Origin of the sequence: Caulobacter endophyticus (assembly GCF_029543245.1) — a bacterium.
GTDB lineage: Bacteria > Pseudomonadota > Alphaproteobacteria > Caulobacterales > Caulobacteraceae > Caulobacter > Caulobacter endophyticus_A.
This window is the reverse complement of sequence record NZ_JARQWV010000019.1, coordinates 69,866-95,646: the sequence shown is the minus strand read 5'-3', so window position 1 is coordinate 95,646 and position 25,781 is coordinate 69,866. Positions and strand designations below refer to the sequence as shown.

The window sequence follows — 25,781 nt, the reverse complement described above, 5'->3', positions numbered from 1 at the left end:
CGCAAGGGGGAGGGGCTCTGGAGTAGACGATGATCGAACGCATCACCTTCGACGGCCCCGTGATCCTGGGCGCCGGCCTCGCCGGCCTCAGCGCGGCGCTCGCGGCCAAGACCGCGCTCGTCCTGTCGCCGACGCCGCTGGCGACCGGCTGCTCCAGCGCCTGGGCGCAAGGGGGCCTGGCGGCCGCCCTGGCCGGAGACGACACCCCGTCGCTGCATGCCGCCGACACCATCGCCGCCGGCGCCGGCCTGTGCGACGGCGAGGCCGTGGCCCTGCTGACCCGCGAGGGCCCAGCCGCCGTCCGCGCCCTGGCCGCCATCGGCGCGCCGTTCGACCGCAAAGCCGACGGCGACTTCGTGCTCAGCCTGGAAGCCGCCCACTCCAAGGCCCGCGTCGCCCGCGTCGGCGGCGACGGCGCAGGCGCGGCGATCATGGCCGCCGTCGTGGCCGCCGTGCGCGCCGCGCCCTCCATCGACGTCCGCGAAAACGCCCGCGCCCGCCGCCTGCTTCAAGATGCGACGGGTCGCATCGTCGGGCTGATTGCAGAGATCGACGGCGCCCTGGTCGAGGTTCGCAGCCATGCCGTGATCCTGGCCACCGGCGGCGTCGGCGGCCTCTACGCCGTCACCACGACGCCGACCCAGGTGCGTGGCGAAGGCCTGGGCCTGGCCGCGCTGGCCGGCGCCGAGATCGCCGATCCGGAGTTCGTGCAGTTCCACCCGACGGCCATCGACATCGGCCGCGATCCCGCCCCCCTGGCGACGGAAGCGCTGCGCGGCGAAGGCTCGATCCTGCGCAACACGCCCCTAAGCAAAGACGAGGGTGGCCGCGCCTTCATGGCCGACTACCACCCGGCCAAGGAACTTGCGCCCCGCGACGTGGTGGCCCGCGCCATCCACGCCGAACGCGCCGCCGGCCGCGGCGCGTTCCTCGACGCCACGACGGCGGTGGGCAGCCACTTCCCGCACGAGTTTCCGGCCGTGTTCGAGGCCTGCCAGAGCGCCGGCGTCGATCCGCGCCGCGAGATGATCCCGGTCGTGCCGGCCGTGCACTACCACATGGGCGGCGTCGCCACGGACCTTGACGGCCGCGCCAGCTTGCCTGGCCTCTACGCCGCCGGCGAATGCGCCTCCACCGGGGTACAGGGCGCCAATCGCCTGGCTTCCAACAGCCTCCTGGAAGCAGCCGTGTTCGGCGCCCGCGCCGGCCGCGCGGCGGCGACCGAGGGAGAGACGGGCGGCGAAGCCGTCTCGCTCGCGCCGCTGCCCGACCTGCCGGACGAAGCCTTCCAGGCCCTGCGCAAGGCCATGAGCCGCGACGCCGGCGTCATCCGCGACGCGGCAGGCCTTGCCCGCCTGCAAGCCGAGATCGCCGCGCTGGAAGCCGCCCACGGCCCCTGCCCGCCCCTGGTCGCCGCCCGCCTGATCGTCGACGCCGCCCTGGCCCGCCAGGAAAGCCGGGGTGGTCACTACCGCGCCGACTTCCCCGAAAAGACCGCCCCCGTCCGCACCTTCGTCACCCTCGACCCCGTCCAGGCCGGTTTGCGCCACGCCGCCGAGTAGTGGTACGTAAGGGGAACGGAGACGCGACCATGACGGCGACCAACGCGGGTTTCGAGGAACGGGGCGACACCGAGTTCCTGTTCGACTTCGACCAGTACGAGCGCATGGACCAGGCCGGCGTGTTCGCCGACGTCTCCGGCCACGTAGAACTGATCGAAGGGAAGATCATCCACATGGCGCCGGCCTCTCTCGACCACGGTGAAGTCACCGTCAACGTGGGCGCGGCGCTGAAGAGTGCGGTACGAGGGCTTTCACCGCCCTCGGCCTTAAAGGTCTTCGCCGGTTCGACACTCAAGCTCGGGCGTTACAGCGCGCCGGATCCTGATGTTCTCGTCGCTAGGGCGCCCGAGGGAAAGTACGCGAATGCCGAAGCCGCCGTCCTGGTCGTCGAGGTCTCGATCTCGTCGCTCGGCAACGACCTGACCGTGAAGATCCGGCTCTACGCCAAGGCCGGCGTGCCCGAGTACTGGGTGGCGGAGCCGGAAGCCCGCCGCCTGACCGTCTTCAGCCAGCCGCGTCCCGACGGGACCTGGGCCGAAACCACCGTCCACGAAGGCGAAGCCGCGGCCGTGTCGCCGCTGTTCGCGCCCGAAGTCCGCATTCCGCTGTCGGAGCTGTTTTGACCGTCCTTACCCGTATCGAGCCGCTGCCCGACCTTCTCGTCCGCCCCATTGTCGACCTGTCCCTGGCCGAGGATCTGGGCCGGGCCGGCGACATCACGGGCCTGGCCTGCATCGACGCCGACGCGCGGCTTTCGGTGGTGTTCGCCAGCCGCCAGGACGGCCGGGTCGCGGGCCTGTCGTGCGCGCGCCTGTCGCTGGCCGCCCTCGATCCGACCGCGACCTTCGAGGTGGTCACGCCCGACGGCGCCGACGCGACGCCGGGAACCGTGCTGGCCCGCGCCGAGGGCAATGCCCGCGCCGTGCTGGCCGCCGAACGCACGGGCCTGAACCTGCTAGGCCGACTGTCGGGCATCGCCACCCTGACCCGGGCCTATGTGCGCCTGGTCGAGGGCACGGGAGCCACCATTGTCGACACGCGCAAGACCACGCCGGGCCTGCGGGCGCTGGAGAAGTACGCCGTACGTTGCGGCGGCGGGGTCAATCACCGCTTCGGCCTGGATGACGCCATCCTGATCAAGGACAACCACGTCGCCGCCTGCGGCGGGGTCGGCGAGGCTGTCCGCCGGGCCCGCGCCTTCGCCGGCCACCTCGTGAAGGTCGAGGTCGAGGTCGACGGCCTGGACCAGCTGGAAGACGCTCTCAAGCACGGCCCCGACGTCGTCATGCTCGACAACTTCAGCCTGGACGACCTGGAGACCGCCGTCTCGCTGGCCAAGGGCCGAGCGGTGCTGGAGGCCTCGGGCGGGGTGAACCTCACCACCGTCCGCGCGATCGCGGAGACCGGCGTCGACGTGATCAGCGTCGGCGCCCTCACCCACTCCGCGCCCGTGCTCGACATCGGGCTGGACGCGGCCTGACCCCGCCGCCCCCTAGGGCCGCGGGATCGCCTGGCTGAAGTTGAACACCCGATCGGGGTCGGCCTTGGCCTTGATGGCCTTCAGCCTATCGAGGTTCTCGCCGTAATAGGCGGTGGCGAAATAGTCCGACTTGGACGGGTCGTGCGACAGCGAGGGGTCGGCGAAGTTCTGGTAGGCCCCGCCGCCGGCGCGCGGCCACATGGCGGCGTAGAACTCGTCCTGCCAGACGCGGTTAGCGTCGAGCAGGATCTTGTTGTGGCTGTCGCCCTCGCTCCAGTAGAGGCCCACCACCATCAGCCAGTGGCTGTCGCGGTGCACGAAGGCGGTGTCGCCCGGCTTGGGCACATTGATCGCCCCGCCGGTCTGGAAGAAGCGCAGGTCGCAGTAGCCGTTGACGCCGGGCCACTGGCGCAGGTGCTTGAAGCCCAGCGCCAGATCCTCGAGGCCGAACTTCGGGTTCCTGACGAAGCCTGAACGCTCCTGGTAGAAGGTCGCGAAGCCGTCCTCGTGCAGGAAGTCCTGCGCCGCCCAGTAAGGCAGCTCGTTGATCCCCGCCCCGCCGGTGGGCGCGGCCGCGTCCAGCACGGGCTTGAGGATCTTCAGCAGTTCCTCGCGCGGGCCGGCGTACTGGCCCAGCACGCTGATCGGCACGTCGTAGCCGGCCTTGTACTGCAACGGCGTGATCGCCCCGAACGACACCCGCGAGCCCAGCTTGCCCGGCGCAGCGTTGAGCGCCTCCATCAACATGGCGCCCAGAGCCTCGACAGAAACCGCGGGACGGATCTCGGGCGTGCGGCTCCAGGAAAGATCGAAGACGGTGACCACCTTGCCCTTCACGTCGAAGGTCTGGAGGGCGAACTCGGTGCTGACCCCGAAATTGCCGCCGCCGCCGCCCTGGCAGGCCCAGAAAAGATCCCTGTCGCGCGCGTCCGGGGCGGTCTTCGAGAGGCTGCGCTGCGAGCCGTCGGCCAGCACGATCTTGCTGTCGACCAGCTGGTCGCAGGCCACCCCATGGGCGCGCATGTTGAAGCCGATGCCGCCGCCTAACAGAAAGCCGGCAGCGCCCACCGACGGGCAGCGACCGTGGGTCACAGCCCGATCCTCGGCGCGTAGCCGGCGATAGAGATCGCGATTGCGCGCCCCCGCCCCGAAGCGGACTACGCCGGTCGTCTTTTCGTAGTGGGCGTGATTGATCAGGCTGGTCTCGATCAGCAGGCCGTCCGTCACAGAATAGCCGGCATAGGAGTGGCCGCCGCCGCGGATGATCGGCCGGATGTCGTTCTCGCGGGCCCAGCGGACAGCGAAGCCGACCTCGTCGGCCGAGGCGCAGCGAGCCACGCCCTGCGGCAGGGTGTGGGCGTAGCGCAGGTTGTTGGGCAGGGCGATCACCTGGTAGTCGGCGTCGCCCAGGCGCAGCAGGCGACCCGACAGCGCCTTTGAAAGCTGGGCCCAGCGGGTTTCCGGCGGACCGCCCGGCTTGGGCGTCGGCGGGAGGGCGCCCAGGCGCGGGTCCCTGGCATAGGCCGCCACGGGCGCGAGTGCGGCGCTGGCCGCCAGGAAGCCGCCCGCGGCCAGGAAGTCCCGCCGGCTGGCGAAGTAGCGCTTGGTCTGCATCGTTTCCCCCACTTGTTGTTCTCGCCCCCTAACTCAGAGGCAGTCGGCCGCCACCTTGCGCAGGTCGGGCGAGCCGGACGAACGCTCGGGATCCAGCATCAGCTTCTCATCGCCGCCCAGTCCGGCGCGCGCGGACTCGAAGCCGTCCTTGCGGCCGCGGGCATAATCCTCCAGCGCGGTCATCGCCTTGGGCGAAAGCTGCGCTTGCAGGACGTTGGACGCGCAGGCGCAGCCCACCCGATCGAGCTTCAGGCCGAAGGGCACCAGCTTTCCCTCAAGACAGGCCCTGGTCACCGCCTCGCGCTGGGCTGCGGGCGTATCGGCCTCCACCCGGCTGCAGCCGCTCAAAGCCAGCAGCGCCAAAATCGTCAGAATCGCACGCATGATCTTCCCCTACCCAGCCAGGGTGGCGGCGCACGGCTCGGTTTTATGTGAAAATTATAACGCCTCGCAGGTTTCTCGCCGGTCTGGGCGCCGCAGCGGAAGTCTTTGCGAAACCGCCATTGCCACCGGTGTCTTCCTGGCTCATCTAGGCGTCCGGGCGGGCTCTGAAGACCCGCCGGATCATTATCGAGGCGCCCCCGTGACCACCGACACCGCCGCCAGCCAGGCCCTGCGCCTCTCCGCCACCAGCGCCGCTGCCGCCCTGCCCGGCGTGGCCCTGCCGGCCTATGACCGCGACAAGGTGCAGATCGGCGTCGTCCACTTCGGTCCCGGGGCCTTCCACCGGGCTCACCAGGCCTTCTATTTCGACCGGCTGCTGGCCCAGGACCCACGCTGGGGCATCTGCGCCGTCTCGCTGAAGAGCCCCGGCGTGCGCGACGCGCTGTCGCCGCAGGACGGCCTCTACACCTTGGCCCAGCTGGACCACGAGACCAGCTTCCGCGTCATCGGCTCGATCCGCGAGGTGCTGGTCGCGCCCGAAGACCCCGAGGCGGTGTTCGCGCGCCTGGCGGCCCCACAGACCCGCATGGTCACCCTGACGGTCACCGAGAAGGGCTACACCCTGACCGGCGAAGGCAAGCTCGACACCGGCCACCCCGACATCGTCCACGACCTGGCGCAGCCCGGCTGCCCGGTCAGCGCCGTGGGCTACATCGTCGAGGGCCTGCGCCGTCGCTTCGCCGCCGGCCTTGCGCCCTACGCCGTGGTGGCCTGCGACAACCTTGCCGACAACGGCTGGCGGCTGAAGGCGGCCACGGTGGCCTTCGCCCAGGCCGTCGATCCGGCCCTGGCCGCGTGGATCGAGCAGAACGGCGCATTCCCGCGCACCATGGTCGACAGCATCACGCCCGCCACCGACGACGCTCTGCGCGCCCGCGTGCAGGCCGCCACGGGCCTGGCCGACGCATGGCCGATCCAGCGCGAAGCCTTCACCCAGTGGGTGGTCGAGGACGTGCTGGGAGACGGCGCGCCGGATCTGGCCAGCGTCGGCGTGACTCTGACCGACGATGTGCGCGGGTTCGAGCGGGCCAAGCTGCGCCTGCTGAACGGCGTGCACTCGACCCTGGCCTATGCCGGCCTGCTGAAGGGCCACGAGACGGTGTTCGAGGCGGTCGGCGATCCGGCCCTGGAGGCCTTGGCCCGCGACCTGATGGCCAAGGATATCATCCCCACCCTGACCGCGCCGCGCGGCCTGGACCTGGCCGCCTATGCCGAGGCGATCCTCGACCGCTTCCGCAATCCCGAGATCCGCCACCTGCTGAGCCAGATCGCCTGGGACGGTTCGCAGAAACTGCCCTTCCGCATTCTCGGCACGGTGAAGGACGCCCTGGAGGCCGGCCGCAGCGTCGAGCGCCTGGCCGTGCCGATCGCCGCCTGGTTCCAGTTCCTGAAACTGCGCGCCGCCGAGGGCGTGGCCGTCACCGACCCGCTGGCGGGCCAGCTGCTGGCCGTCGTTCAGGCCCTGCCGGGCGACGTGAAGGGCGATGTCGCCGCGTTCCTCGCGGTCGATGCGGTGTTCCCGGCCCGACTGGCGGGCGACGCGCGGTTCGTGGCGGCGGTCGAGAAGGCTTACAGCGAGCTAGGCTGATCCCTCACCCGTACCCCCCGAAAGCGGGGGCCCAGGCGTTTTATCGTCGAGCGCCCCGCGTTTCAGAAAAAGCCCGGGTCCCCGCTTTCGCGGGGATTTTACGGTTGAGAAGCCCCTACGGTTTCCAGTCCGGCAGGTTGGCCAGCTGGTCCTTGGTCAGCTTGGTGCGCACCAGGTAGTCGTTCGGGTCACCCGGCTCGGGCGCGACCGAGACGTCGGCCAGGGCCACCACCACCTTCTTGTCGGGACCGACGCGGTCGATCTCGATGACCACGGCGGTGGGCTTGCCGGCGGCGTCCAGCAGCACGTGCTCGACCTCGCCGGCCTTCTTGTTGGCCGAGTCGATGACGTCGGCGTCCTCGATCTGGCCGACGGTGAAACTGCCCTTGGCGCTGAGCGTCTCGTCGCGGGCGATGGTCGATTGGGCGAAGGCCGCGCCGCCCACCAGGGCGAAGGCGACGGCGGTCAGGGCGATCCGCTTCATGGCGTGTCTCCGTGTTGATGCACCGAGCCAACGCTCCGTACACGGCGACGTTCCGAGGCTAGGCGCGCACGCCCTTGCCCAGCACCACGGGCGCGACCGTGCCCAGCAGGATCTTCAGGTCGAACAGGAACGAGGCGCGGGCCAGGTACTCGGCGTCCAGCGCGACCTTCTCGGGAATGGCCAGCTCGTCGCGGCCGTTGATCTGGGCCCAGCCGGTGACGCCGGGACGTAGGGCGTCGACGCCTGCGGCCGTGCGAGCAGCCACCAGGTCGTCCTGATTGAACAGCGCCGGGCGCGGGCCGACCAGGCTCATATGGCCCACCAGCACGCTCCACAGCTGCGGCAGCTCGTCCAGGCTGGTCTTGCGCAGGAACGGCCCGACCGGGGTGAGCCAGCGGTGCGGATCGTCCAGCAGGTGGGTGGCGACCTCGGGGGTGTCGATCCGCATGGTGCGGAACTTGGGCATCGGAAAGAGGCGATTGCCCCGCCCCACCCGCTGCGACCAGTAGACCGCCGGCCCCGGCGAGGTGGCGCGCACCAGCACGGCCACCACCAGCAGCGGCAGAGCCAGCACGGAAAGGCCCGCCGCGGCGGCGGCGAAGTCGAAGGCGCGCTTCAGCACGGGATCAGGCCAGGTCGCTGGCCGCCGCGTCGAGCAGCAGGTAGGCGCGGCCGGCCTCGGAGGCCAGCAGGGCGGCCACGAGGAAGCCCTCGCGGTCCTGCTGGGCGGCCTCGCTGACCATGCCGGCGTAACGGCGCACGAAGCGTTCGGCGTTGGCCTTCAGCGTGGCGTCCGAGAATAGGCGGCGCACCAGGCGGCGGATCGCGGCGGGGGCCAGCTTCTTGACCACCTCGCGGGCGCCGGCCTCGTCGTGGGTCTGGATGGCGGCGGCGATCTCGTCGATGCGGCCGCGCGGCAGCAGGGCCGACGGGTCGATGCCCATGGCCAGGATCTCGCCGGCCAGCTTCTCGCCCAGGGCCGCGTCGCCGGGCGAGCTGCCCTGCATGTCGCCCAGCAGGTTTTTCCAGCTCCAGCCGCCTTCGTCCTGCGCGGGCTCGGGCGGCGCCGGAGCCGCGCCGCGACCGCCGGCGGCGTCGAACATGGTGCGGAACTCGTCGTCGGTGGCCGTCGGGGTCAGCTTCAGGCGCTGGCGCGGCGGCGGCTCCAGCGGCGCGAAGTCGTCGTTGGGATAGACCGGCGGCGGGGTCTGGGCTCGCGGCGGCTGCGGCGCGGGCTGCACGGGCGCAGGCGGCGGCGCCTGGCGCTGCTGAGGCGGCGGAGCCTGCGGGGCGGGCTGAGGCGCCGGCTGGGCCGCCGGTTGCGGCGGACGCACCAGGGCCGAGGCGCCGCGGCTCTGCGGCGGCGCGGCGAAGCTCGGCGTCTGGGCGGCGGCGGCGTTCATCTGGGTGACCGCCTCGCTCAGCATCTCGTAGTTGCGGCGTACGCGGTCCTGGAAGGCCTGATCGATGGCCGCCGTCTCCTCGGCGGTGCGGCGGGCGGCGGCGCGCAGGTCGTCGATGCCCTTCTCGATCTGGGCGCGGACCTCGGCGGCGCGGGCCAGGGCCTCGCCCGGCAGGGCCGCGCTGCTCTGGCCGGCCTCGACCAGCAGGCGCTCCATCTCGGCGATGGCGGTGCGAGCGGTCTCGACGCTTTCGGCAAGCTTCTGAGCGGTGCGGGCGCCGGCCTGCTCGACCACCTGGGCGGCGTTCTCGATCAGGTCGCGGGCTTCCTGCATGCGCGACTCGAACACGGCGTCGGCCTTCTGGCCGGCCGAGAAGGCGATCTCGTTCAGCTGGTCGACGCGGCCGCGGGCGGTCTCGACGCGCAGCTCGACGCCCTCCCCGGCCCGCTGGGCGGCGTCGATGATGGCGTTCATGGCCCGGGTCAGCTCGCCCTCGAGGTCGCCGCGACGGTCGGCGGCGGCGGCTTCGAGACGGGCCAGGGCGGCTTGCGTCTCGGCGGCCAGGGCCTCGCGCTCGGCGCGGGCGGCCTCGGCCATCTCGCGCAGCTGGTCGCCGGACGAGACGATCAGGCCGCGCAGCACCTCGGCGCCCATGGCGGCGATGTCGCCCAGCTCGGACGCGCCGACGCGGGTATAGGCCACGAACTCGGTGAGCTGGGCGGTGCGGGTCTCGGTCTCGGAGGAGAAGTCCTCCTGGTCGGCGCGCAGGGCCTGGGCAGCGGCCACCAGGGCGGCGCGCTGCGAGGCCAGGCTGCGTTCGACGCTGCCGATCTGGTCGCCGACGCCCTGGCCGGCGGTTTCCAGGCGGGCGATCTGGCGCGACAGGTCCTCGGCCCCGACGCGGGCGGCGTCCGAGGCTTCGGCGGCGGCGGCGGCCAGGTCGGCGGCGCGGGCGGCCAGGGCGGCCTCGGCCTCGCGCAGCTGGGTCTCGGCCAGGTCGGAGGCCTCGGCGACCATGCGCGCCTGGCTGCCGATGGCGTCGACCACGGCGGTGGACTGGGTGTCGAGGGTGGCCGACAGGGCCTGCATGGCGCTGCGCTCATGGCCCAGGCCCTCGGCCAGCTGCTTGGCCATGCGGCTGGACGAGTCGGCGGCCTCGACCAGACGGGCGGTCTCTTCGGCCAGGGCCTGGCGAAGGGTGACGATCCGCTCGCGCGCAGCGTCGGCGGCGCTGGTGGCCGCGTCGATCTGGCCGCTGAGGGCGTCGACCACGCCGGTCGCGCCGGCGGCGGCCAGGGTGGCGGGGGTCAGAAGCTGGTCGGTCAGCTGGCGCGTGCGGCGCAGCTCGGCCGAGACGCCCATGGCCTGGCGCAGCATGTAGGCGGCCAGCAGGATGAAGGCGGCCGGACCAGCGGCCAGCGCCGCGAACACCGCCATGGTGATCGGCAGCGGCAGACTCGGCCCGTAGCCCAGGGCGAACAGCACAGGCGCCACGGCCCACAGGGCGGCGACGCAGACCGCCAGGCTCCAGTAGAGCCCGCCGGGCATCGGCTTGCGATCGGCCTTTTCGGACAGGGTCTGCACCGGGCGCTCCTGGGCGGGCGGGCGCGGGGCCGGCTCGGACTTGGCCGGCGGCTCGGGCTCGATACGCGGCGCTGGCGGCTGGGCCGCGGCCGGCGCGGTCAGGAAGGTGGGCAGCGGCGACAGGTCGTCGGCCGGCGACCGCTCGACCGTGCGCGTGCGGCGGCTGCGCGGCTCGGGCGGCGGCGCGAACTCGGGCATGGGTTCGGGCGGCGAAGGCGGCGCCTCCGCGACCGGCTCGGGCTCGGGCTGGATCGGTTCCAGCGGGGCCGAACCGCGGAAGAACGAGCGGCGCGCGGTCGAACGGTCTTCGCGCAGCGGCGGCTCGAACGGCTCGGGCGTCGGCTCGACCACCGGCTCTGGTTCGACCTCGGGCGCAGGTTCAGGCTCGGGCGCGATCGTCGAGGTCAGCGGCTCGGGCGCGGCTTCAGCCTGCGGCTCGGGCGGCTGGTAGGACGGCGGACGGGCGCCACGCGGCGGGGCGGCCAGGAAACCGGCCTCCGGCAGGTCGGCGATGTCGAGGTCGTTGTCCGGCTCGCTGACGGGGGCGTCCGGATCCGGCTCGGCGGCGGCGAAAGGCTCCGACTCGGGCAGGCCGAAAGCAGGCGCCGCATCGTCGCGGGGCGTCTCCACCGGCAGGGTGGAAAAGTCGAGCGGTCGGCGCTTCTTAGGCTTCATACGCAGCCACTGTCCCAAGGCGAACGACGAGGGGGCCTTTTACAGCGACACAGCGCGCAAGCCCCTTCTCCGCGCAGGCGAATAAACCTAGCCGCGAAAGGCGCCCGCGCATAGCCGGTTGACTCGGTTTTCCCCAAAGGCGGCCGAGTGTTGCGCGATTCTGGAGGCTGCCGCCCCGATGATCACGGGGCGGACGGATCAGGCGCGGACGAGGCGCGCGGCCTGCTCGGGGCAGACGATCTTGGGGGCGGTTTCGATGCGCGCGGCCTCGCGCGGCGAGCGCGCCACGGTGCGCTCGACCTTCGGCTTGATGATCGTTTCCTCGATCACGACGCCGAATTGGCAAAGGGCCGTGGCCGAGAGCCACAGCACGACAGCCGCGAAAAGTTCTGACAAGAGCGTCATCGGTTCACCCGTCGGTCCGATAGCGCCGTTATGCCGTAATCCATGGTCAGGCTCGAATGAACTTTTGGTCATGTTGGCGCAACGGCGCCCACACAAGCTGACAGCGCCCCTAGATTTCTGCGCCTTGCTCCACAGGCTGCGGAGACCTAGGTCGCAGGCTCCCCCGGTTCTTCGTCTCCCGCCGCCGGGCGAGAGGCGAGGTCTTTCTGTTTGCGGACGACCGTCTTGGCCCTTACCCAGCTTGCACCCCAGGCGCCCGCCGTCGCTTCCGAGCCGACCATGCCCGCGATCACGCCCGCCCGCCTGACCCACCTCCAGCGCCTGGAAGCCGAGAGCATCCACATCATGCGCGAGGTCGCGGCCGAGTGCGAAAACCCGGTCATGCTGTACTCGATCGGCAAGGACAGCGCGGTGATGCTGCACCTGGCCGCCAAGGCCTTCTATCCCAGCAAGCCGCCCTTCCCGCTGCTGCACGTCGATACGACCTGGAAATTCAAGGCGATGTACGAGCTGCGCGACAAGATCGCCCAGCAGCTGGGCTTCGACCTGCTGGTCCACAAGAACCCCGAGGCCGAGGCGCGCGGCATCAACCCGTTCGATCACGGCAGCGCCCTGCACACCGACCTCTGGAAGACCGAAGGCCTCAAGCAGGCCCTGGCCAAGTACGGCTTCGACGCGGCCTTCGGCGGCGCCCGCCGCGACGAGGAGAAGAGCCGCGCCAAGGAGCGCGTGTTCAGCTTCCGCTCGGCCGAGCAGCGCTGGGACCCGAAGAACCAGCGCCCTGAGCTCTGGAAGCTCTACAACACCCGCAAGCACCCGGGAGAGTCCTTGCGCGTCTTCCCGATCTCCAACTGGACCGAGCTGGACGTCTGGCAATACATCCACCTGGAGAACATCCCCATCGTGCCGCTCTACTTCTCGGCCCCGCGGCCGGTGGTCGAGCGCGACGGCGCGCTGATCATGGTCGACGACGAGCGCTTCCGCCTGCGTGAAGGCGAGGAGCCGCAGATCAAGAGCGTGCGCTTCCGCACCCTGGGCTGCTACCCGCTGACCGGCGCCGTCGAGAGCACCGCCTCGACCCTGCCCGAGATCATCCAGGAGATGCTCCTGACCACCACCAGCGAGCGCCAGGGGCGGGTCATCGACCACGACCAGTCCGCCTCGATGGAGAAGAAGAAGCAGGAGGGCTACTTCTGATGGCTCACCAGTCCGCCCTCATCGCCGAAGACATCGAAGCCTATCTCGAGGCTCACCAGAACAAGTCGCTGCTGCGCTTCATCACCTGCGGCAGCGTCGACGACGGCAAGTCCACCCTGATCGGCCGGCTGCTCTATGACAGCAAGATGATCTTCGAGGACCAGATGGCCGCCCTCGAGGCCGACTCCAAGCGCGTGGGCACGCAAGGCGGGGCGATCGACTTCGCCCTGCTGGTCGACGGCCTGGCCGCCGAGCGCGAACAAGGCATCACCATCGACGTCGCCTACCGGTTCTTCTCGACCGACAAGCGCAAGTTCATCGTCGCCGACACCCCCGGCCACGAGCAGTACACGCGCAACATGGTCACCGGCGCCTCGACCGCCGATGCGGCCGTGATCCTGATCGACGCGCGCAAGGGCGTGCTGACCCAGACGCGCCGCCACTCCTACCTCGTCTCGCTGCTGGGTATCCGCAACGTGGTGCTGGCGGTCAACAAGATGGACCTGGTCGGCTGGGATCAGGCGACCTTCGACGCCATCGTCGCCGACTATCGCGCCTTCGCCGAGAAGATCGGCCTTTCGGTCTTCACCCCGATCCCGATCTCGGGCCTGGGCGGCGACAACATCGCCGTGCGCAGCGAGCACACCCCATGGTTCGACGGCCCGATCCTGATGGACTGGCTGGAAAGCGTCGAGGTCGAGGACAGCCTGCAGGCCCAGCCCTTCCGCATGCCGGTGCAGTGGGTCAACCGCCCCAATCTCGACTTCCGCGGCTTCTCGGGCCAGTTGGCCTCGGGCGTGGTCAAGCCGGGCGACCGGGTCAAGGTGCTGCCGTCCGGCCGCGAGAGCCGGGTGGCGCGCATCGTCACCCTGCCGGGCGACCTGGACCGCGCCGTCGCCGGCCAGTCGGTCACCATCACCCTGGCCGATGAGGTCGACGTTTCGCGCGGCGACGTGCTGGTCGCCGCCGACAGCCCCTCGGCCGTCGCCGGCCAGTTCGAGGCGACGCTGGTCTGGATGGACGACGAGCCCCTGCCCCCGGGCCGCTCCTATCTCTTGAAGATCGGCGCGCGCCTCGTGGGCGCCAGCGTCACCGAGATCAAGCACCGGGTGAACGTCAACACGCTGGAGCACACGGCCGCCAAGCGGCTGGAGCTCAACGAGATCGCCCACGTCAACATCTCGCTCGACCAGGCCATCCCGTTCGAGGCCTATGCCGACAACCGCGACCTGGGCGGCTTCATCCTGATCGACCGGATCAGCAACCGCACCGTCGGCGCGGGCCTGCTGAACTTCGCCCTGCGCCGGGCCGACAACATCCACTGGCAGCACACCGACGTCTCCAAGGCCTCGCGCGCGGCCCTGAAGAGCCAGCGCGGCCGGGTGATCTGGCTGACGGGCCTGTCGGGCGCGGGCAAGTCGACCATCGCCAACCTGGTGGAAAAGCGCCTGCACGCGCTGGGCCGGCACACCTACCTGCTGGACGGCGACAATGTCCGCCACGGCCTCAACAAGGATCTCGGCTTCACCGAGGAGGACCGCGTCGAGAACATCCGCCGGGTGGCCGAGGTGGCCAAGCTGATGGTCGACGCCGGCCTGATCGTGCTGACCGCCTTCATCTCGCCGTTCCGGGCCGAGCGCCAGCTGGCGCGCGAGATCCTGAACGAGGGCGAGTTCGTCGAGGTGTTCGTCGACACTCCGCTGGCCGTGGCCGAAAGCCGCGACGTCAAGGGTCTCTACAAGAAGGCGCGCTCGGGCCAGCTGAAGAACTTCACCGGCATCGACAGCCCCTACGAGGCGCCCGAGGCGGCCGAACTGGTCATCGACACCACCAAGGTCGATCCGGTTGCCGCCGCCGAGCAGATCGTCGCGTGGCTGGAAGGCGACGAGATCTCGTACGAGATTTGACCCCTTCGCCCTTCCCCCTTGATGGGGGAAGGGTCGGGGATGGGGGTGAACTGCTGAATTGGCGGCGGTGCAACGTCGAACGCAGCATCACCCCCACCCCTGCCCCTCCCCCATCGAGGGGGAGGGAGAGCTATTAAGCCCCCGCCTTCACCCGCGCGCTGCGCCCCAGCACCAGCGCGCCGCAAAGCCCGGCCGCGCCCAGCGCCGCCATCGCCCAGTAGCCCTTGACGCCCAGGGCGTCGAACAGCGGGCCCGAGGCCAGGGTCGCCAGGCCAAGCGTGAAGCCCTGCGACACCGCCGAGTTCAGCGCCTGGGCGGCCGAGGCGCTCTTGGGAGGGGTCAGGCGCTCGATCAGCTGCAGCGAGGCCAGGAAGCTGGCGGCGAAGGTGAAGGCGTGCAGCATCTGCAGCGGGAACAGCGCCCACAGCGGCGGAGCGAAGGCGTAGGCGGTCCAGCGGATCACCGCAGCCCCCGCGCCCATGGCCAGCAGACGTCCCGGACCCACGCGGCGACGCCACGGCTCCAGGAACCACATGAAGCCGACCTCGGCCGCGACGCCGACGCCCCACAGGACGCCGATCATCGGCTCGGGGATCTCCTGCTTGCGCCAGAGGATGGTCGAGAAACTGTAGTAGAAGCCATGCGCGCCCTGGATCAGGCCGGCGGTGACCACCGCCAGCACGAACACCCGATCGGTCAGCAGGCTGCCCAGGCCCTTCCAGCGGTCGCGCCTGGCCGGAGCCTCGCCCTCGTCGTGCACCCGCTCGGGCGGCACCAGGGCGAAGGCGGCGAAGGCCGTCAGCAGGGCGGCCACGGTAATCCAGACGACGATGACCTCGGCGCCGATGAAGGTCAACACCACGCCCATGGCCAGGTTGGCGGCGATGAAGGCGCTGGAACCCGATCCGCGCGGCAGGCCATAGTTGAAGCCCTCCAGCCGCGCGCGGCGCAGGGTCACCACGTCGATCAGCGGCGAGATGGTCGAGAACAGCGTCGCGCCCAACAGCCAGCAGACCAGCAGGCCCCAGAAGCCCGGCGCGACCAGCATGGCGAGGTAGGCGCAGGCCGCGGCGACCGCCAGCAGGATCATCGGCGAGCGGCGCAGCCTGAAACCGTCGGCCCAGACGGCCAGCGCGGCCCCGGTGAACGGCTTGAGCAGCAGCGGCGCGGCCAGCACGGCCCCGATCTCGGCCCCGGAAAGCCCCCTCGCTCGCAGGAAGGTGGCCACGTATGGCAGGCTCACCCCGATGACCAGATAGATGGCCACATAGAACAGGCTGAGACGGGCGACGAGCGGCATGGCCCGCTCGTAGAGCGCTGTGCGGTGAAGGGGAAGGAAATCCTTCTCCCCCTGCGGGAGAAGGTGTCGGCGAAAGCCGACGGATGAGGGGTCACACCCACGAAAACGCCGCGGCAGCTGATCGGCTGTCGCGGCGTCGAACGTCTGAGAGACCCCTCACCCGACCTCGCTCCGCGAGGCCACCCTCTCCCACAAGGGGAGAGGGATCAGGTCATTCCGCGCCCCCGAAGCGCGCGGCCCATTCGGCGAGCATGTCGTCGTCGATCTTCTTGAAGAGGACCTCCGGCGCACGCACGGTCTGGCCGGCCGGGACGGTCGACAGCTCGGCGGCGACGTCGGACGACGGCCACGCGGGCGGCCAGGCCTGGCCGAAGGCTTCGCCGATCTTCTCGGCGGCGAACGGGATGAACGGCGCGGAGATGCGGGCGTAGAGCGCGGCGAGATTCAGGGCCGTGCGCACGATCACCGCGGCGCGGTCGCGGTCGGTCTTGATCGCCGTCCAGGGGGCGGCTTCCTGCAGGTACTCGTTGCCGACCACCCACAGGGCCCGCAGCGCCTGGGCGCTCTTGCGGATCTCGATGGCGTCCATCTGCTCGGCGAGGTCGGCCAGGCGCTCGGCGACGTCGGCGTAGAGCTTTTCCTCCAGCGGACCGATTTGCCCGCCCTCGGGCACGACGCCGTCGAACTTGCTCTCGGTGAACTTCAGGATGCGGTTGACGAAATTGCCCAGCACGTCGGCCAGGTCGCGGTTCACGGCGCTGGCGAACTGCTCCCAGGTGAAGGCCGTATCGCTGCCTTCCGGCGAGTTCGAGGTCAGGTACCAGCGCCACAGGTCCGGCGGCAGGATGTCGAGCGCCGCATCCATGAACACGCCGCGCTTGCTGCTGGTCGAGAACTTGCCGCCGTACCAGTTCAGCCAGTTGAAGGCTTTCAGCATGTCGACGCTCTTCCACGGCTCTTCCGAGCCGAGGATGGTCGCGGGGAAGCTGACGGTGTGGAACGCCACGTTGTCCTTGCCCATGAACTGGACGTAGCGGACATCGTCGGCGCCGGCGTCGGTGCGCCACCACGAGCGCCAGTCACGGCCCTCGCCGGCTTCGGCCCATTCCTGGGTGGCGGCGATGTATTCGATCGGGGCGTCGAACCAGACGTAGAAGACCTTCTCTTCCATGCCCGGACGCGGCAGGCCGTCCTTGGTCACCGGCACGCCCCAGGCCAGGTCGCGGGTGATGCCGCGATCGATCAGGCCCTCGTCCAGGTGCTTGTAGGCGATCGACTTGGCCAGGGTCGGCCAGTCAGGATGGCTGTCGACCCAGGCGCGGATGCGGTCGGCCATCTTGGTCTGGAGCAGGTAGAGGTGCTTGGTGTCGCGCACCTCGAGGTTCCGCGAGCCCGAGATCACCGAGTACGGGTCCTTCAGGTCGGTCGGATCCAGCAGGTTGCCGCAGTTGTCGCACTGGTCGCCGCGGGCCTTTTCGAAGCCGCAGTGCGGGCAGGTCCCCTCGATGTAGCGGTCGGGCAGGAAACGGCGGTCGTCGATCGAGTAGACCATCTGGTCGACCCGCTCCTCGATCAGCCCTTGCGCTTCCAGCACCTCGGCGAAGTGCTGGGTCAGGCGATGGTTCTGCGGCGAGGACGAGCGGCCGAAGTGATCCCACGACAGGCCGAACGCGCGGCCCACGTCGTGCTGCAGCACGTGCTGCTCTTCGCAGTAGGTCTGGACGTCCTGGCCGGCGGCGGCCGCTGCGAGCTCAGCGGGGGTCCCATGCTCGTCGGTGGCGCAGATGTAGAGGGTGTCGTGGCCCCGCGCCCGCTGGAAGCGCGCATAGACGTCGGCCGGCAGCATCGAGCCCGCGAGGTTGCCCAGGTGCTTGATGCCGTTGATGTACGGCAGGGCCGAGGTGATCAGGATGCGGGCCATGGGACGGGGCGTCTTTCCGGGGGCGAACGAGAACAGGGAGGCGTTCGCATATAGAAGCCCCCGCGCCGAAGGGAAAGCATCACGCGCGGCCCGTCGCGTTTGGCGGCAGCCCTCGGCTCCAGAAGGGGATCAAGGAACCGAGGGCGCCCCCCGACGGATCAGTTCGTGTCCGCGGCCACTGGATCGGCGGCCGAGACCGTGCCGTCCTTGTTGGTGTCGTGGGTCACGAACATCCGCCAGCCCGAATAGGCGAACTCGGCCGGGGTGATGCCGCCGCTCTTGTCGCTGTCGAGGACGCCGAAGCGCACGTCGGCCTGACGCATCTGGCGAACGCGCTCTTCTTCCTTCTTCTCGGCGGTCTCGGTCGAGGCGGCCAGGCGCTTCTCGAGACGGACCTTGAACTCGCCGACGTACTCTTCCTTGGACAGCACGCCGTTCCCGTCGGTGTCGATGGCCTTGAACAGCCGGTCGCGGGTGATGACGAACTCTTCCTTGGTGACGACGCCGTCGCCGTTGACGTCCTGCTCCTTGATGAAGGTGTCGCGGGCGTGCGAGGCGGCCAGGGCCGGGGCGGAGACGGCGGCCAGGACGGCGGCCAGGATCAGGGTGTTGCGGATCATGTCGGCTCTCAGCGCAGGGATTCGAAGGTCAGGGAGTAGGTGTGGCTCTGGCCGGGCTGGCCGGCGGCGGCCGGGGCGACGCGGTAGCGGGCCTGCACCTGGTAGACGCCCGAGCGCTCGGGCTTCAGCTCGAAGCGGCCCTGGGCGTCGCTCTTGACGGTGACCGGGGCGGCCTTGACGTCGGCATAGCGGTCGCCGCCGGCGCTCAGGGTGATCTCCTGGCCGGCCACCGGCTTGCCGTCGTACAGCACCACGAACTTGGCCGCCTGGCCGGTGGTGATGTCGCTGGGGTGGGTGATGGCCTGGAACTCCAGGCCCTTGCCGACCGGAGCCAGGGCGCCGTTGCTGGGCGCGCCGCGGGTCACGTAGACGTCGGCGGTGGTGATGCTCTGCATGTCGACCACCTCGGCGCCCGCCGGGGCCTTGCCCGGTTCCAGGAACTCCCACTCGCCGTTGACCAGCGTGGCCTTGCCGACGCGCCCGGCGCGCTGGCCGGTGGTGATGCGATAGGTGCCGGCCGTCTCGACCGGGGCCTCGACCAGCGCCATCTCGCGCAGATAGGTCGGGGTCAGCGGCTTTTTCACGCCGTCGGGTCCCACCACCGCGTAGGTGTCGGACTTCATCACCACTTCGGGGGTGAAGAAGCTTTCGGTGAACGAGCCCTGGACGGTCACGATCTTGCGGTCGGAGACGTCGAAGGTGCTGGGCAGCATGTAGGGCGAGTGGGCGTGCGCCAGGCCGGACAGGCCAAGGCCCGCCAGCAGCGCCGCCGAAGCAAGCATGGTCTTCATCGGAATCCCCCTCAAGGACGATCGGTGCGTTGGGAAGGCTCCTATTGCGGATGAATCTAAGAATCAATCGCAAATAACTTGACCAAGCCGCCAGACGGTCGTAGCTCCCCATCCAACGAATGCGAACAATTCGCATCTGAGGCCGAAAACTGGGGATCTCTAACTTTGTCGCGCAACAGACTCGCCTATCTCGCCGCCGTCTCGGCCGGCGCCCTGCTCTCCGCCACGGCGGCCTTCGCCGCTGACGCGCCCTCGGCCGACGTGGCCGAGGTCGACAAGGTGACCGTCACCGCCACGCGCAGCGAGAAGTCCGTCCTGGACGTTCCGGCGACCGTCACCGTGACGACGAGCCAGGAGATCGAGGACGCCCTGGTCAACGACGTGAAGGACTTGGTTCGCTTCGAACCGGGCGTCTCGGTGCGCAGCGCCCCTTCCCGCTTCACCGCCGCCGGCGCCTCGACGGGCCGCGACGGCAACGCCGGCTTCGCCATCCGCGGCCTTGAGGGTAACCGCGTCCTGATCATGGTCGACGGCGTGCGCGTGCCCGACGGCTACGCCTTCGGCGCCCAGGCCGCCGGTCGCGGCGACTATGTCGACGTCGACGTGCTGAAGTCGGTCGAGATCGTGCGCGGTCCCGCCTCGGCCCTCTACGGCAGCGACGGCCTGGCCGGCTCGGTCAGCTTCTTCACCAAGAATCCGTCCGACATCCTGCAAGGCAAGTCGATCGCCGCCCGCGGCCGCGTCGGGTACAGCTCGGCCGACGAAAGCTGGAGCGAAAGCGCTCTCGTGGCCGGCGCCAGCGGCCGTTGGGAAGGCCTGCTGGCCTACACCCGCCGCGACGGTCACGAGACCGAGACCCAAGGCACGGCCGCCCTGCGCGACGTGCGCCGCACGGTGGCCAATCCCGAGGACAACAGCTCCAACGCCGTGCTCGGCAAGCTGGTGTTCAATCTCGACGACCGCAACAAGTTCTCGCTGACCGTCGACCACCTGGATCGCGACATCGACTGGAACGTGCTGTCGGCGATCACCTATGTGGCGCCGGGCGCCACCCCGGCCTCAACCGCCGTGGTCGGCCTGACCGCCTTCGACAAGATGCGCCGCGACCGCGTCAGCCTGGCCCACGCCTTCACCGGCGGCCAGGGCCTGATCCAGAGCGCCCGCACCACCCTCTACTACCAGGACAGCACCACCCGGCAGTTCTCGGCCGAGGACCGCTACACCGCCGCCGACCGCACCCGCGACGCCAAGTTCGACAACGAGGTGTTCGGCGGCGCGGTCGAGCTGACCAGCAAGGCCAGCTTCGGCGGCGTGGACCACAGCATCGTCTGGGGCGCCGACGCCTCGCTGACCCGCCAGCAAGGCCTGCGCGACGGCACCGTGCCGCCGGCCGGCGAGACCTTCCCCAACCGCGCCTTCCCGACCACCGACTACACCCTGTTCGGCGGCTACGTGCAGGACGAGTTCTCGGTCGGTCCGGTCACCTTCTATCCGGCCCTGCGCTACGACTATTACAAGCTGGATCCGAAGAACGATCCGCTGTTCACCGCCAACACCGCGGCCGGCCAGAGCGACTCGCGCTTCTCGCCCAAGCTGTCGGCCGTGTGGCAGGCCACTGACCTGATCAGCGTGTTCGCCAACGCCGCCACCGGCTTCAAGGCCCCGGCCCCGTCGCAGGTCAACAACGGTTTCTCGAACCCGACCAGCTTCTACACCGCGATCGCCAATCCGGACCTGAAGCCCGAGACCAGCGAGACCTTCGAACTGGGCTTCCGCCTGCGCCAGCCGACCTGGAACATCAGCGTCACCGGCTTCACCGGCAAGTACGACGACTTCATCGAACAGGTGCAGGTCAGCGGCTCGTTCCGCCCGACCGACCCGGCAGTGTTCCAGTTCGTCAACCTGGCCGAGGCCGAGATCAGCGGCGCCGAGGCCCGCGGCGAGGTGCTGATCGGCGACAGCTGGCGCCTGATCGGCGCGGCCTCCTACGCCCGCGGCTTCTCGACCAACACCGCCGGCGTCAGCACCCCGCTGCAGTCGGTCGATCCGGCCAAGTTCACGGCCGGCCTGTCCTATCGCGACCCGGCCGGTCGCTTCGGCGGCCAGGCCAGCGTGATGCACGTGCAGAAGAAGTCCTTCGACAGCCTGGGCGTCACCTGCACGGGCGGCTGCTTCGCCCCGCCGGCCTTCACCACCGCCGACATCACCGCCTACTGGAACGTCACCGAGGCCGTCACCCTGCGCGGCGGCGTCTTCAACCTGACCGACGAGAAGTACTGGTGGTGGTCGGACGTGCGCGGCCAGTCGGCCGCCGCCTCGGCCACCGTGCCGGCGGTGATCGTCGACGGCTACACCGCTCCGGGGCGCAACTACAGCGTCTCGCTGGCGGTCAAGTTCTAGGACCCGCAAGGTCCTAACCGAGACACGCGGTCGTAATGTTGCGGCGACCGCGTGGCCCCGTCCTCCTCCGCGCCATGTCGGCCCGGCGCCTGGAGGACGGGGCGTTTTATTGTCTGGAGCATGCTCCAGCGCCCGCCTTCGCGGCGTCGCAAAAAGAACGGGAAATCGTCGTCGCATCGCCCGGGACAAGCGCGCCGACCCCTGCTAGCAACGGCGCATCCGCAAACGGGAGTTCGCATGCTGCGCCGCCTCTACGACTGGGTCATGGGCCTGGCCGCCTCGCGTCACGCTCCCAAGAGCCTGTTCGCGGTCTCCTTCGCCGAGAGCTCGTTCTTTCCCGTCCCGCCCGACGTGATGCTGGCCCCGATGGTGCTGGCGCGCCCCGACCGCGCCTGGCGCTACGCCGCCATCTGCACCCTGGCCTCGGTGCTGGGCGGCATCCTAGGCTACGCCATCGGCTACTTCCTGACCCCCGTGGGCCAGTGGATGATGGCCGCCACCGGCCACGCCGGCGGCCTGGCCGAGTTCAAGTGCTGGTACGACAAGTACGGCGTCTGGGTGATCCTGGCCAAGGGCCTGACCCCCATCCCCTACAAGCTGGTGACCATCGCTTCGGGCCTGGCGGCCTTCAGCTTCCCGATGTTCATCTTCGCTTCGGTCGTCACCCGGGGCGCGCGCTTCTTCCTCGTCGCCTTCGTGGTCAAGAAGTTCGGCCCGGCCCTGCTGCCGGTGATCGAACGGCGCCTGGCCCTGGTGGCCGGCGGTTTGATCCTGCTCCTTGTCATCGGCCTCGCCGCGAGCCATTTCCTGGGGGGAAGCAGCGGAGGCGCGTGCGCCGTATGACCACCGACACCCCGGCCGTGACGACCACCGGCCCTCTCGTTCCCAAGCGTCCGCCCCTGGAATGGGTCCCCCGGCACTGGCCGGTCCTGGCCTTCGCCGCCAGCGCCATCATGCTGGGCGCGGCCCATGCGTTCGAGAGCTTCGGGGGCCTGGCGCCCTGCCATCTTTGCCTGAAGCAGCGCGAGGTCTACTGGGTCGCCGGAACCGTCGGCCTGATCGCCACCATCCTGCAGCGCACGCCGCTGTGGACCCGCCTGCGCGCGCCGGCCCTGTGGCTGCTGGGCGCGATCTTCCTCTACGGCGCGGGCCTGGCGGCCTTCCACGCCGGCGTCGAATGGAAGTGGTGGCCCGGCCCCAGCACCTGCACCGGCGGTGGTCTCGCCACCTCCGACGACCTGGTGGCCATGCTGAAGGGCGCCAAGATCCAACCTCCGATGTGCGACAAGGCCGCCTGGGTGTTCCTGGGCCTGTCGATGGCCGGCTGGAACGCTCTGGTCTCGCTGGGCCTGGCCGTCGTGTCCGCCTTCGCCGGCCTTCGCTCCAAGGAAGCCTGACGATGAGCGCCGCCCAGCAGAAAGCCGTTCCGCCCCGCCCCGGCCGCGGCGCCCAGGCCGCCCGCCTGGCCGAGATCCTGCGCGTCGACCAGGCCGGCGAGCTGGCCGCCGTGCACATCTATCGCGGCCAGCAGGCGGTGATGAAGCACGCCCGCGGCCGCGAGCGCATCGCCGAGCAGCTGAAGGAAATGGAGGGCCACGAGCAGGTCCACCTGTCGCGCTTCGACGAGCTGCTGTCCGAGCGCAAGGTGCGCCCCACCCTGATGTCGCCCCTGTGGCGGCTGGCCGCCTTCACCCTGGGCGCCGGCACCGCCCTGATCGGCGACAAGGCCGCCCATGCCTGCACCGAGGCGGTCGAGTCGGTGATCGAGAAGCACTACGCCGGCCAGATCGAAGAGCTGAAGGACCGCGACCCGGCCCTGGCGGCCGAGCTTTCCAAGTTCCGCGACGACGAGCTGATGCACCGCGACCTCGCCGTCGAGGAAGGCGCCCACGAGGCCGCGGCCTACCCCCTGCTCAGCGCCGTCATCCAGACCGGCTGCAAGGTGGCCATCAAGATCAGCGAGAAGCTGTAGCAGTCCCTCTCTCTGAGAGAGGGTTTAAAAGCGCCGCCGCCTCCCCTACCGATGACGCCTGATCATCGCGGGGAATCGCCGTGCCTGCATCGTTCGCCCGAGCCCTGGCTCTCGCCGCCGCCCTGCCGCTGCTGATCGCCGCCGCGCCCGCGCGCAAGCCGCCCCGCGCCGCCCCCACCGCCCAGACCCTGGCCACCGGCGGGGCGCTGAAGCCCGACCAGGCCGGCGTGCGGATCGAGCATGTCGACCTGTCGATCGAGGTGTTCCCGCAACGCAAGACCATCACCGCCGAGGCCGTGCTGGCCCTGCGCGCCGACCGTGCGCTGCCCGTGATCGTGCTGGACCTCGACCGCGAGCTGCCGGTGTCGGCGGTGTCGCTGGACGGTCGCGACCTGCCGCCGACGGCCTGGCGCAATCCCGACGGCCGCCTCTCGATCACCCCGCCCGCGCCGATCCCGGCAGGCCATACCACCGCCGTGCGCGTCCGCTACGCCGGCGCGCCCGTGGAGGCAAAGCACGCGCCCTGGGACGGCGGCTTCGTGTGGACCAAGACCGCTGACGGACGCCCCTGGATCGCCACTGCCGTCCAGGGCGAGGGCTGTGACCTGTTCTGGCCGTGCATCGACCACCCGACCGGCGAGCCCGACCTCGTCGACCTGCGCGTCACTGTCCCGGCGGGCCTGTCGGCGCCGTCGGGCGGGATCCTGATCGACGTCACCGAGGCCGGGGGCGGGCGACGCACCTTCCACTGGCGGATGAAGACGCCCAACACCTACGCCGTGGCGCTCAACATCGGCCCATACGTCCACCTGACCGCGCTCTACCGCAGCCGCTTCGGCGACAGCTTCCCGATCGAGTTCTGGGCCATCGAGGGCAACGAGGCCAAGGGCCGCAACCTGCTGGGCCAGTTCAAGCCGATGCTCGATTTCTACGAGGCGATGATCGGCCCCTACCCGTTCCGCGCCGAGAAGATGGGCGCGGTCGAGACCCCGCACCTGGGCATGGAGCACCAGACGCTGAACGCCTACGGCGCCGGCTACGCCCAGGAGATCTACGGCTTCGACTGGCTGCTGAACCACGAACTGGCCCACGAGTGGTTCGGCAACCAGATGACCAATGTCGACTGGGACGACATGTGGCTGCACGAGGCCTTCGGCACCTACATGCAGCCGCTCTATTCCCAGTGGCTGCACGGCGACATGGAATACATGGTCCGCCTCAACGAGATGCGGGTGAAGAGCTTCAACAAGCATCCCATCGTGTCGGGCAAGCCGATGGAGGAAGAGGCCGTCTACGACGCCAAGGTCGGCCCGGGGACCGACATCTACTACAAGGGCGCCAACATGCTGCACAGCTTGCGCGCCCTGATCGGCGACGAGGCGTTCTTCAAGGCCACACGGGTGCTGGTCTATGGCCGCCCCGACCCCAAGCCCGGCAACTTCGCTCCACGCTACGCCGTGACAGAAGACTTCATCAAGGCGGTGAACGAGGCCGCCGGCGGCGATTACGGCTGGTTCTTCGACGCCTATCTGCGCCACGCCGCCCTGCCGGAGCTGATCGAGAACCGCGAGGGCGAGGACCTGACCCTGGCGTGGAAGACCCCCGCGGGCCGCTTCCCCATGCCGGTCGAGGTGAAGGTCGGCGGCAAGATCGTCACCCTGCCGATGGCCGACGGGACGGGCCGCGTGCGGGTCGGCGACACCGTGCCGGTGATCGTCGATCCGGGCTCCAAGATCCTGCGCCGGCAACCTTACCTGGAGGCCTACCACGCCTGGAAGACGGCCAAGGACGCGGCCGCCAAGGCGCCCCCGGCCAAGCCGAAGAAATAGTCATCTTCCGTTGACCGTGTTCTTTCACGGTTTGCGAGGCATGCGGGCTTAGGAGTCGAGGCTCCACCGCGAGCCGAGCCCATGCTGACGCCCAACCATGTCGTTACCGCCGCCAAGGCCGTGCTTTTCCTGGGAGCGGCCACGGCCATGACCCTGATGCTGGGTCCGTTCCAGGGTCTGGAAGAGGCCTTCGGGCTCAACGACAAGGCCGCCCACGCCCTGGCCTTCGGGGGCCTGACGTCGGTGGCTTTCCTCGCCTTCCCGAAGATGCGCCGCAACGACCTGGCCATCGCCGCGATCCTGCTGGGGGCCAGCGCCGAGATCGCCCAGCTCTTCGCCCATCGCAGCGCCAGCTTCACCGATTTCGCCGCCGACGTCGCCGGCATCGCCGTCGTTTACCTGGCCAGCCATATCGAATCCGTCCGCCGCGACGCTCGGGAGCGCGGCGCCATGCGGTTCTCGGACATCTCGGCCCAACGCCAGCGTCGCCGTCGGCGTCGCAGCAGCGTGGTCATGCCGACCACCGGCGCGACGGAAAGCGAAGCCGCCCGCGGCAGCTTCGCCTCCCGCGCCGCTTCGCGGTTCCCGCGCGAGGCCTGATTTCC

General features: G+C 70.1%; 22 protein-coding genes. 12 read left to right on the top strand and 10 right to left on the bottom strand.

What is annotated here, in order from left to right; translation table 11 throughout:
- Positions 1-29 precede the first annotated feature (29 nt).
- The 3 genes from P7A99_RS18100 to nadC are packed head-to-tail and all read left to right on the top strand — an operon-like array spanning position 30 to position 3,042.
- Positions 30-1,562 (top strand): L-aspartate oxidase, encoded by a 1,533-nt coding sequence (locus P7A99_RS18100; protein WP_277795156.1) that lies wholly within the window; start codon positions 30-32, stop codon positions 1,560-1,562.
- Between the two features lie 29 nt (positions 1,563-1,591).
- Positions 1,592-2,185, top strand: a complete 594-nt coding sequence (locus P7A99_RS18095; protein ID WP_277795155.1) for a Uma2 family endonuclease — start codon at positions 1,592-1,594, stop codon at positions 2,183-2,185.
- A 14-nt stretch (positions 2,186-2,199) separates the two neighbouring features.
- Positions 2,200-3,042: a carboxylating nicotinate-nucleotide diphosphorylase gene (gene nadC, locus P7A99_RS18090; protein ID WP_277795183.1), complete on the top strand. Its 843-nt coding sequence runs from the start codon at positions 2,200-2,202 to the stop codon at positions 3,040-3,042.
- A gap of 12 nt (positions 3,043-3,054) precedes the next feature.
- On the opposite strand, the gene P7A99_RS18085 is transcribed toward nadC, so the two are convergent.
- Together P7A99_RS18085 and P7A99_RS18080 are read right to left on the bottom strand one after the other, a co-directional pair.
- On the bottom strand, positions 3,055-4,656 hold the full coding sequence (locus P7A99_RS18085; RefSeq protein ID WP_277795154.1) for an FAD-binding oxidoreductase: 1,602 nt from the start codon (positions 4,654-4,656) through the stop codon (positions 3,055-3,057).
- A 33-nt stretch (positions 4,657-4,689) separates the two neighbouring features.
- Positions 4,690-5,040, bottom strand: coding sequence for a hypothetical protein (locus P7A99_RS18080; RefSeq protein ID WP_277795153.1), 351 nt, complete (start codon positions 5,038-5,040; stop codon positions 4,690-4,692).
- 199 nt (positions 5,041-5,239) lie between these two features.
- Between P7A99_RS18080 and P7A99_RS18075 the strand changes: the two genes are divergently transcribed.
- Positions 5,240-6,688, top strand: coding sequence for a mannitol dehydrogenase family protein (locus P7A99_RS18075; RefSeq protein ID WP_277795152.1), 1,449 nt, complete (start codon positions 5,240-5,242; stop codon positions 6,686-6,688).
- Positions 6,689-6,803: 115 nt separating this feature from the next.
- On the opposite strand, the gene P7A99_RS18070 is transcribed toward P7A99_RS18075, so the two are convergent.
- The 4 genes from P7A99_RS18070 to P7A99_RS18055 form a co-directional block, all read right to left on the bottom strand.
- Positions 6,804-7,172: a PRC-barrel domain-containing protein gene (locus tag P7A99_RS18070; protein ID WP_277795151.1), complete on the bottom strand. Its 369-nt coding sequence runs from the start codon at positions 7,170-7,172 to the stop codon at positions 6,804-6,806.
- Between the two features lie 58 nt (positions 7,173-7,230).
- On the bottom strand, positions 7,231-7,791 hold the full coding sequence (locus P7A99_RS18065) for a sugar transferase (protein WP_277795182.1): 561 nt from the start codon (positions 7,789-7,791) through the stop codon (positions 7,231-7,233).
- A 7-nt stretch (positions 7,792-7,798) separates the two neighbouring features.
- The gene (locus P7A99_RS18060; RefSeq protein WP_277795150.1) at positions 7,799-10,834 is read right to left on the bottom strand and encodes a polar localization protein TipN; all 3,036 of its coding nucleotides are present in this window, start codon (positions 10,832-10,834) and stop codon (positions 7,799-7,801) included.
- A gap of 198 nt (positions 10,835-11,032) precedes the next feature.
- Positions 11,033-11,230, bottom strand: a complete 198-nt coding sequence (locus P7A99_RS18055; protein WP_277795149.1) for a hypothetical protein — start codon at positions 11,228-11,230, stop codon at positions 11,033-11,035.
- A 234-nt stretch (positions 11,231-11,464) separates the two neighbouring features.
- Between P7A99_RS18055 and cysD the strand changes: the two genes are divergently transcribed.
- Both cysD and cysN read left to right on the top strand, forming a co-directional pair.
- Complete coding sequence (gene cysD, locus P7A99_RS18050) at positions 11,465-12,436, top strand: sulfate adenylyltransferase subunit CysD (protein ID WP_431307687.1); 972 nt, start codon at positions 11,465-11,467, stop codon at positions 12,434-12,436.
- Positions 12,436-14,343, top strand: a complete 1,908-nt coding sequence (cysN, locus tag P7A99_RS18045; RefSeq protein ID WP_277795147.1) for a sulfate adenylyltransferase subunit CysN — start codon at positions 12,436-12,438, stop codon at positions 14,341-14,343. Before cysD ends, cysN begins: the two co-directional genes overlap by 1 nt.
- A gap of 133 nt (positions 14,344-14,476) precedes the next feature.
- Here the strand turns inward: cysN and P7A99_RS18040 are convergent, their stop codons facing one another.
- From P7A99_RS18040 to P7A99_RS18025, 4 genes are all read right to left on the bottom strand, one after another.
- Entirely contained in the window at positions 14,477-15,643 is a 1,167-nt protein-coding gene (locus tag P7A99_RS18040) for an MFS transporter (protein WP_277795146.1), read from the bottom strand.
- Positions 15,644-15,854: 211 nt separating this feature from the next.
- On the bottom strand, positions 15,855-17,564 hold the full coding sequence (gene metG, locus P7A99_RS18035) for a methionine--tRNA ligase (RefSeq protein ID WP_277795145.1): 1,710 nt from the start codon (positions 17,562-17,564) through the stop codon (positions 15,855-15,857).
- A gap of 158 nt (positions 17,565-17,722) precedes the next feature.
- On the bottom strand, positions 17,723-18,184 hold the full coding sequence (locus P7A99_RS18030) for an EF-hand domain-containing protein (protein WP_277795144.1): 462 nt from the start codon (positions 18,182-18,184) through the stop codon (positions 17,723-17,725).
- Positions 18,185-18,192: 8 nt separating this feature from the next.
- The gene (locus tag P7A99_RS18025; protein WP_277795143.1) at positions 18,193-18,975 is read right to left on the bottom strand and encodes a DUF4198 domain-containing protein; all 783 of its coding nucleotides are present in this window, start codon (positions 18,973-18,975) and stop codon (positions 18,193-18,195) included.
- A 165-nt stretch (positions 18,976-19,140) separates the two neighbouring features.
- Here P7A99_RS18025 and P7A99_RS18020 point away from each other — a divergent pair, with 165 nt between their 5' ends.
- From P7A99_RS18020 to P7A99_RS17995, 6 genes are all read left to right on the top strand, one after another.
- Positions 19,141-21,375, top strand: a complete 2,235-nt coding sequence (locus P7A99_RS18020) for a TonB-dependent hemoglobin/transferrin/lactoferrin family receptor (protein WP_277795142.1) — start codon at positions 19,141-19,143, stop codon at positions 21,373-21,375.
- Positions 21,376-21,612: 237 nt separating this feature from the next.
- Complete coding sequence (locus tag P7A99_RS18015) at positions 21,613-22,218, top strand: YqaA family protein (protein WP_116568453.1); 606 nt, start codon at positions 21,613-21,615, stop codon at positions 22,216-22,218.
- On the top strand, positions 22,215-22,772 hold the full coding sequence (locus P7A99_RS18010) for a disulfide bond formation protein B (RefSeq protein WP_277795141.1): 558 nt from the start codon (positions 22,215-22,217) through the stop codon (positions 22,770-22,772). The genes P7A99_RS18015 and P7A99_RS18010 overlap by 4 nt, the downstream gene beginning before the upstream one ends.
- A gap of 2 nt (positions 22,773-22,774) precedes the next feature.
- Positions 22,775-23,347 carry a demethoxyubiquinone hydroxylase family protein gene (locus P7A99_RS18005; protein WP_277795140.1) on the top strand — a complete coding sequence of 191 codons (573 nt, stop codon included), beginning with the start codon at positions 22,775-22,777 and terminating at the stop codon, positions 23,345-23,347.
- Positions 23,348-23,427: 80 nt separating this feature from the next.
- Positions 23,428-25,176 (top strand): M1 family metallopeptidase, encoded by a 1,749-nt coding sequence (locus tag P7A99_RS18000; RefSeq protein WP_277795139.1) that lies wholly within the window; start codon positions 23,428-23,430, stop codon positions 25,174-25,176.
- An 81-nt stretch (positions 25,177-25,257) separates the two neighbouring features.
- The gene (locus P7A99_RS17995) at positions 25,258-25,776 is read left to right on the top strand and encodes a VanZ family protein (protein WP_277795138.1); all 519 of its coding nucleotides are present in this window, start codon (positions 25,258-25,260) and stop codon (positions 25,774-25,776) included.
- Positions 25,777-25,781: the final 5 nt, after the last annotated feature.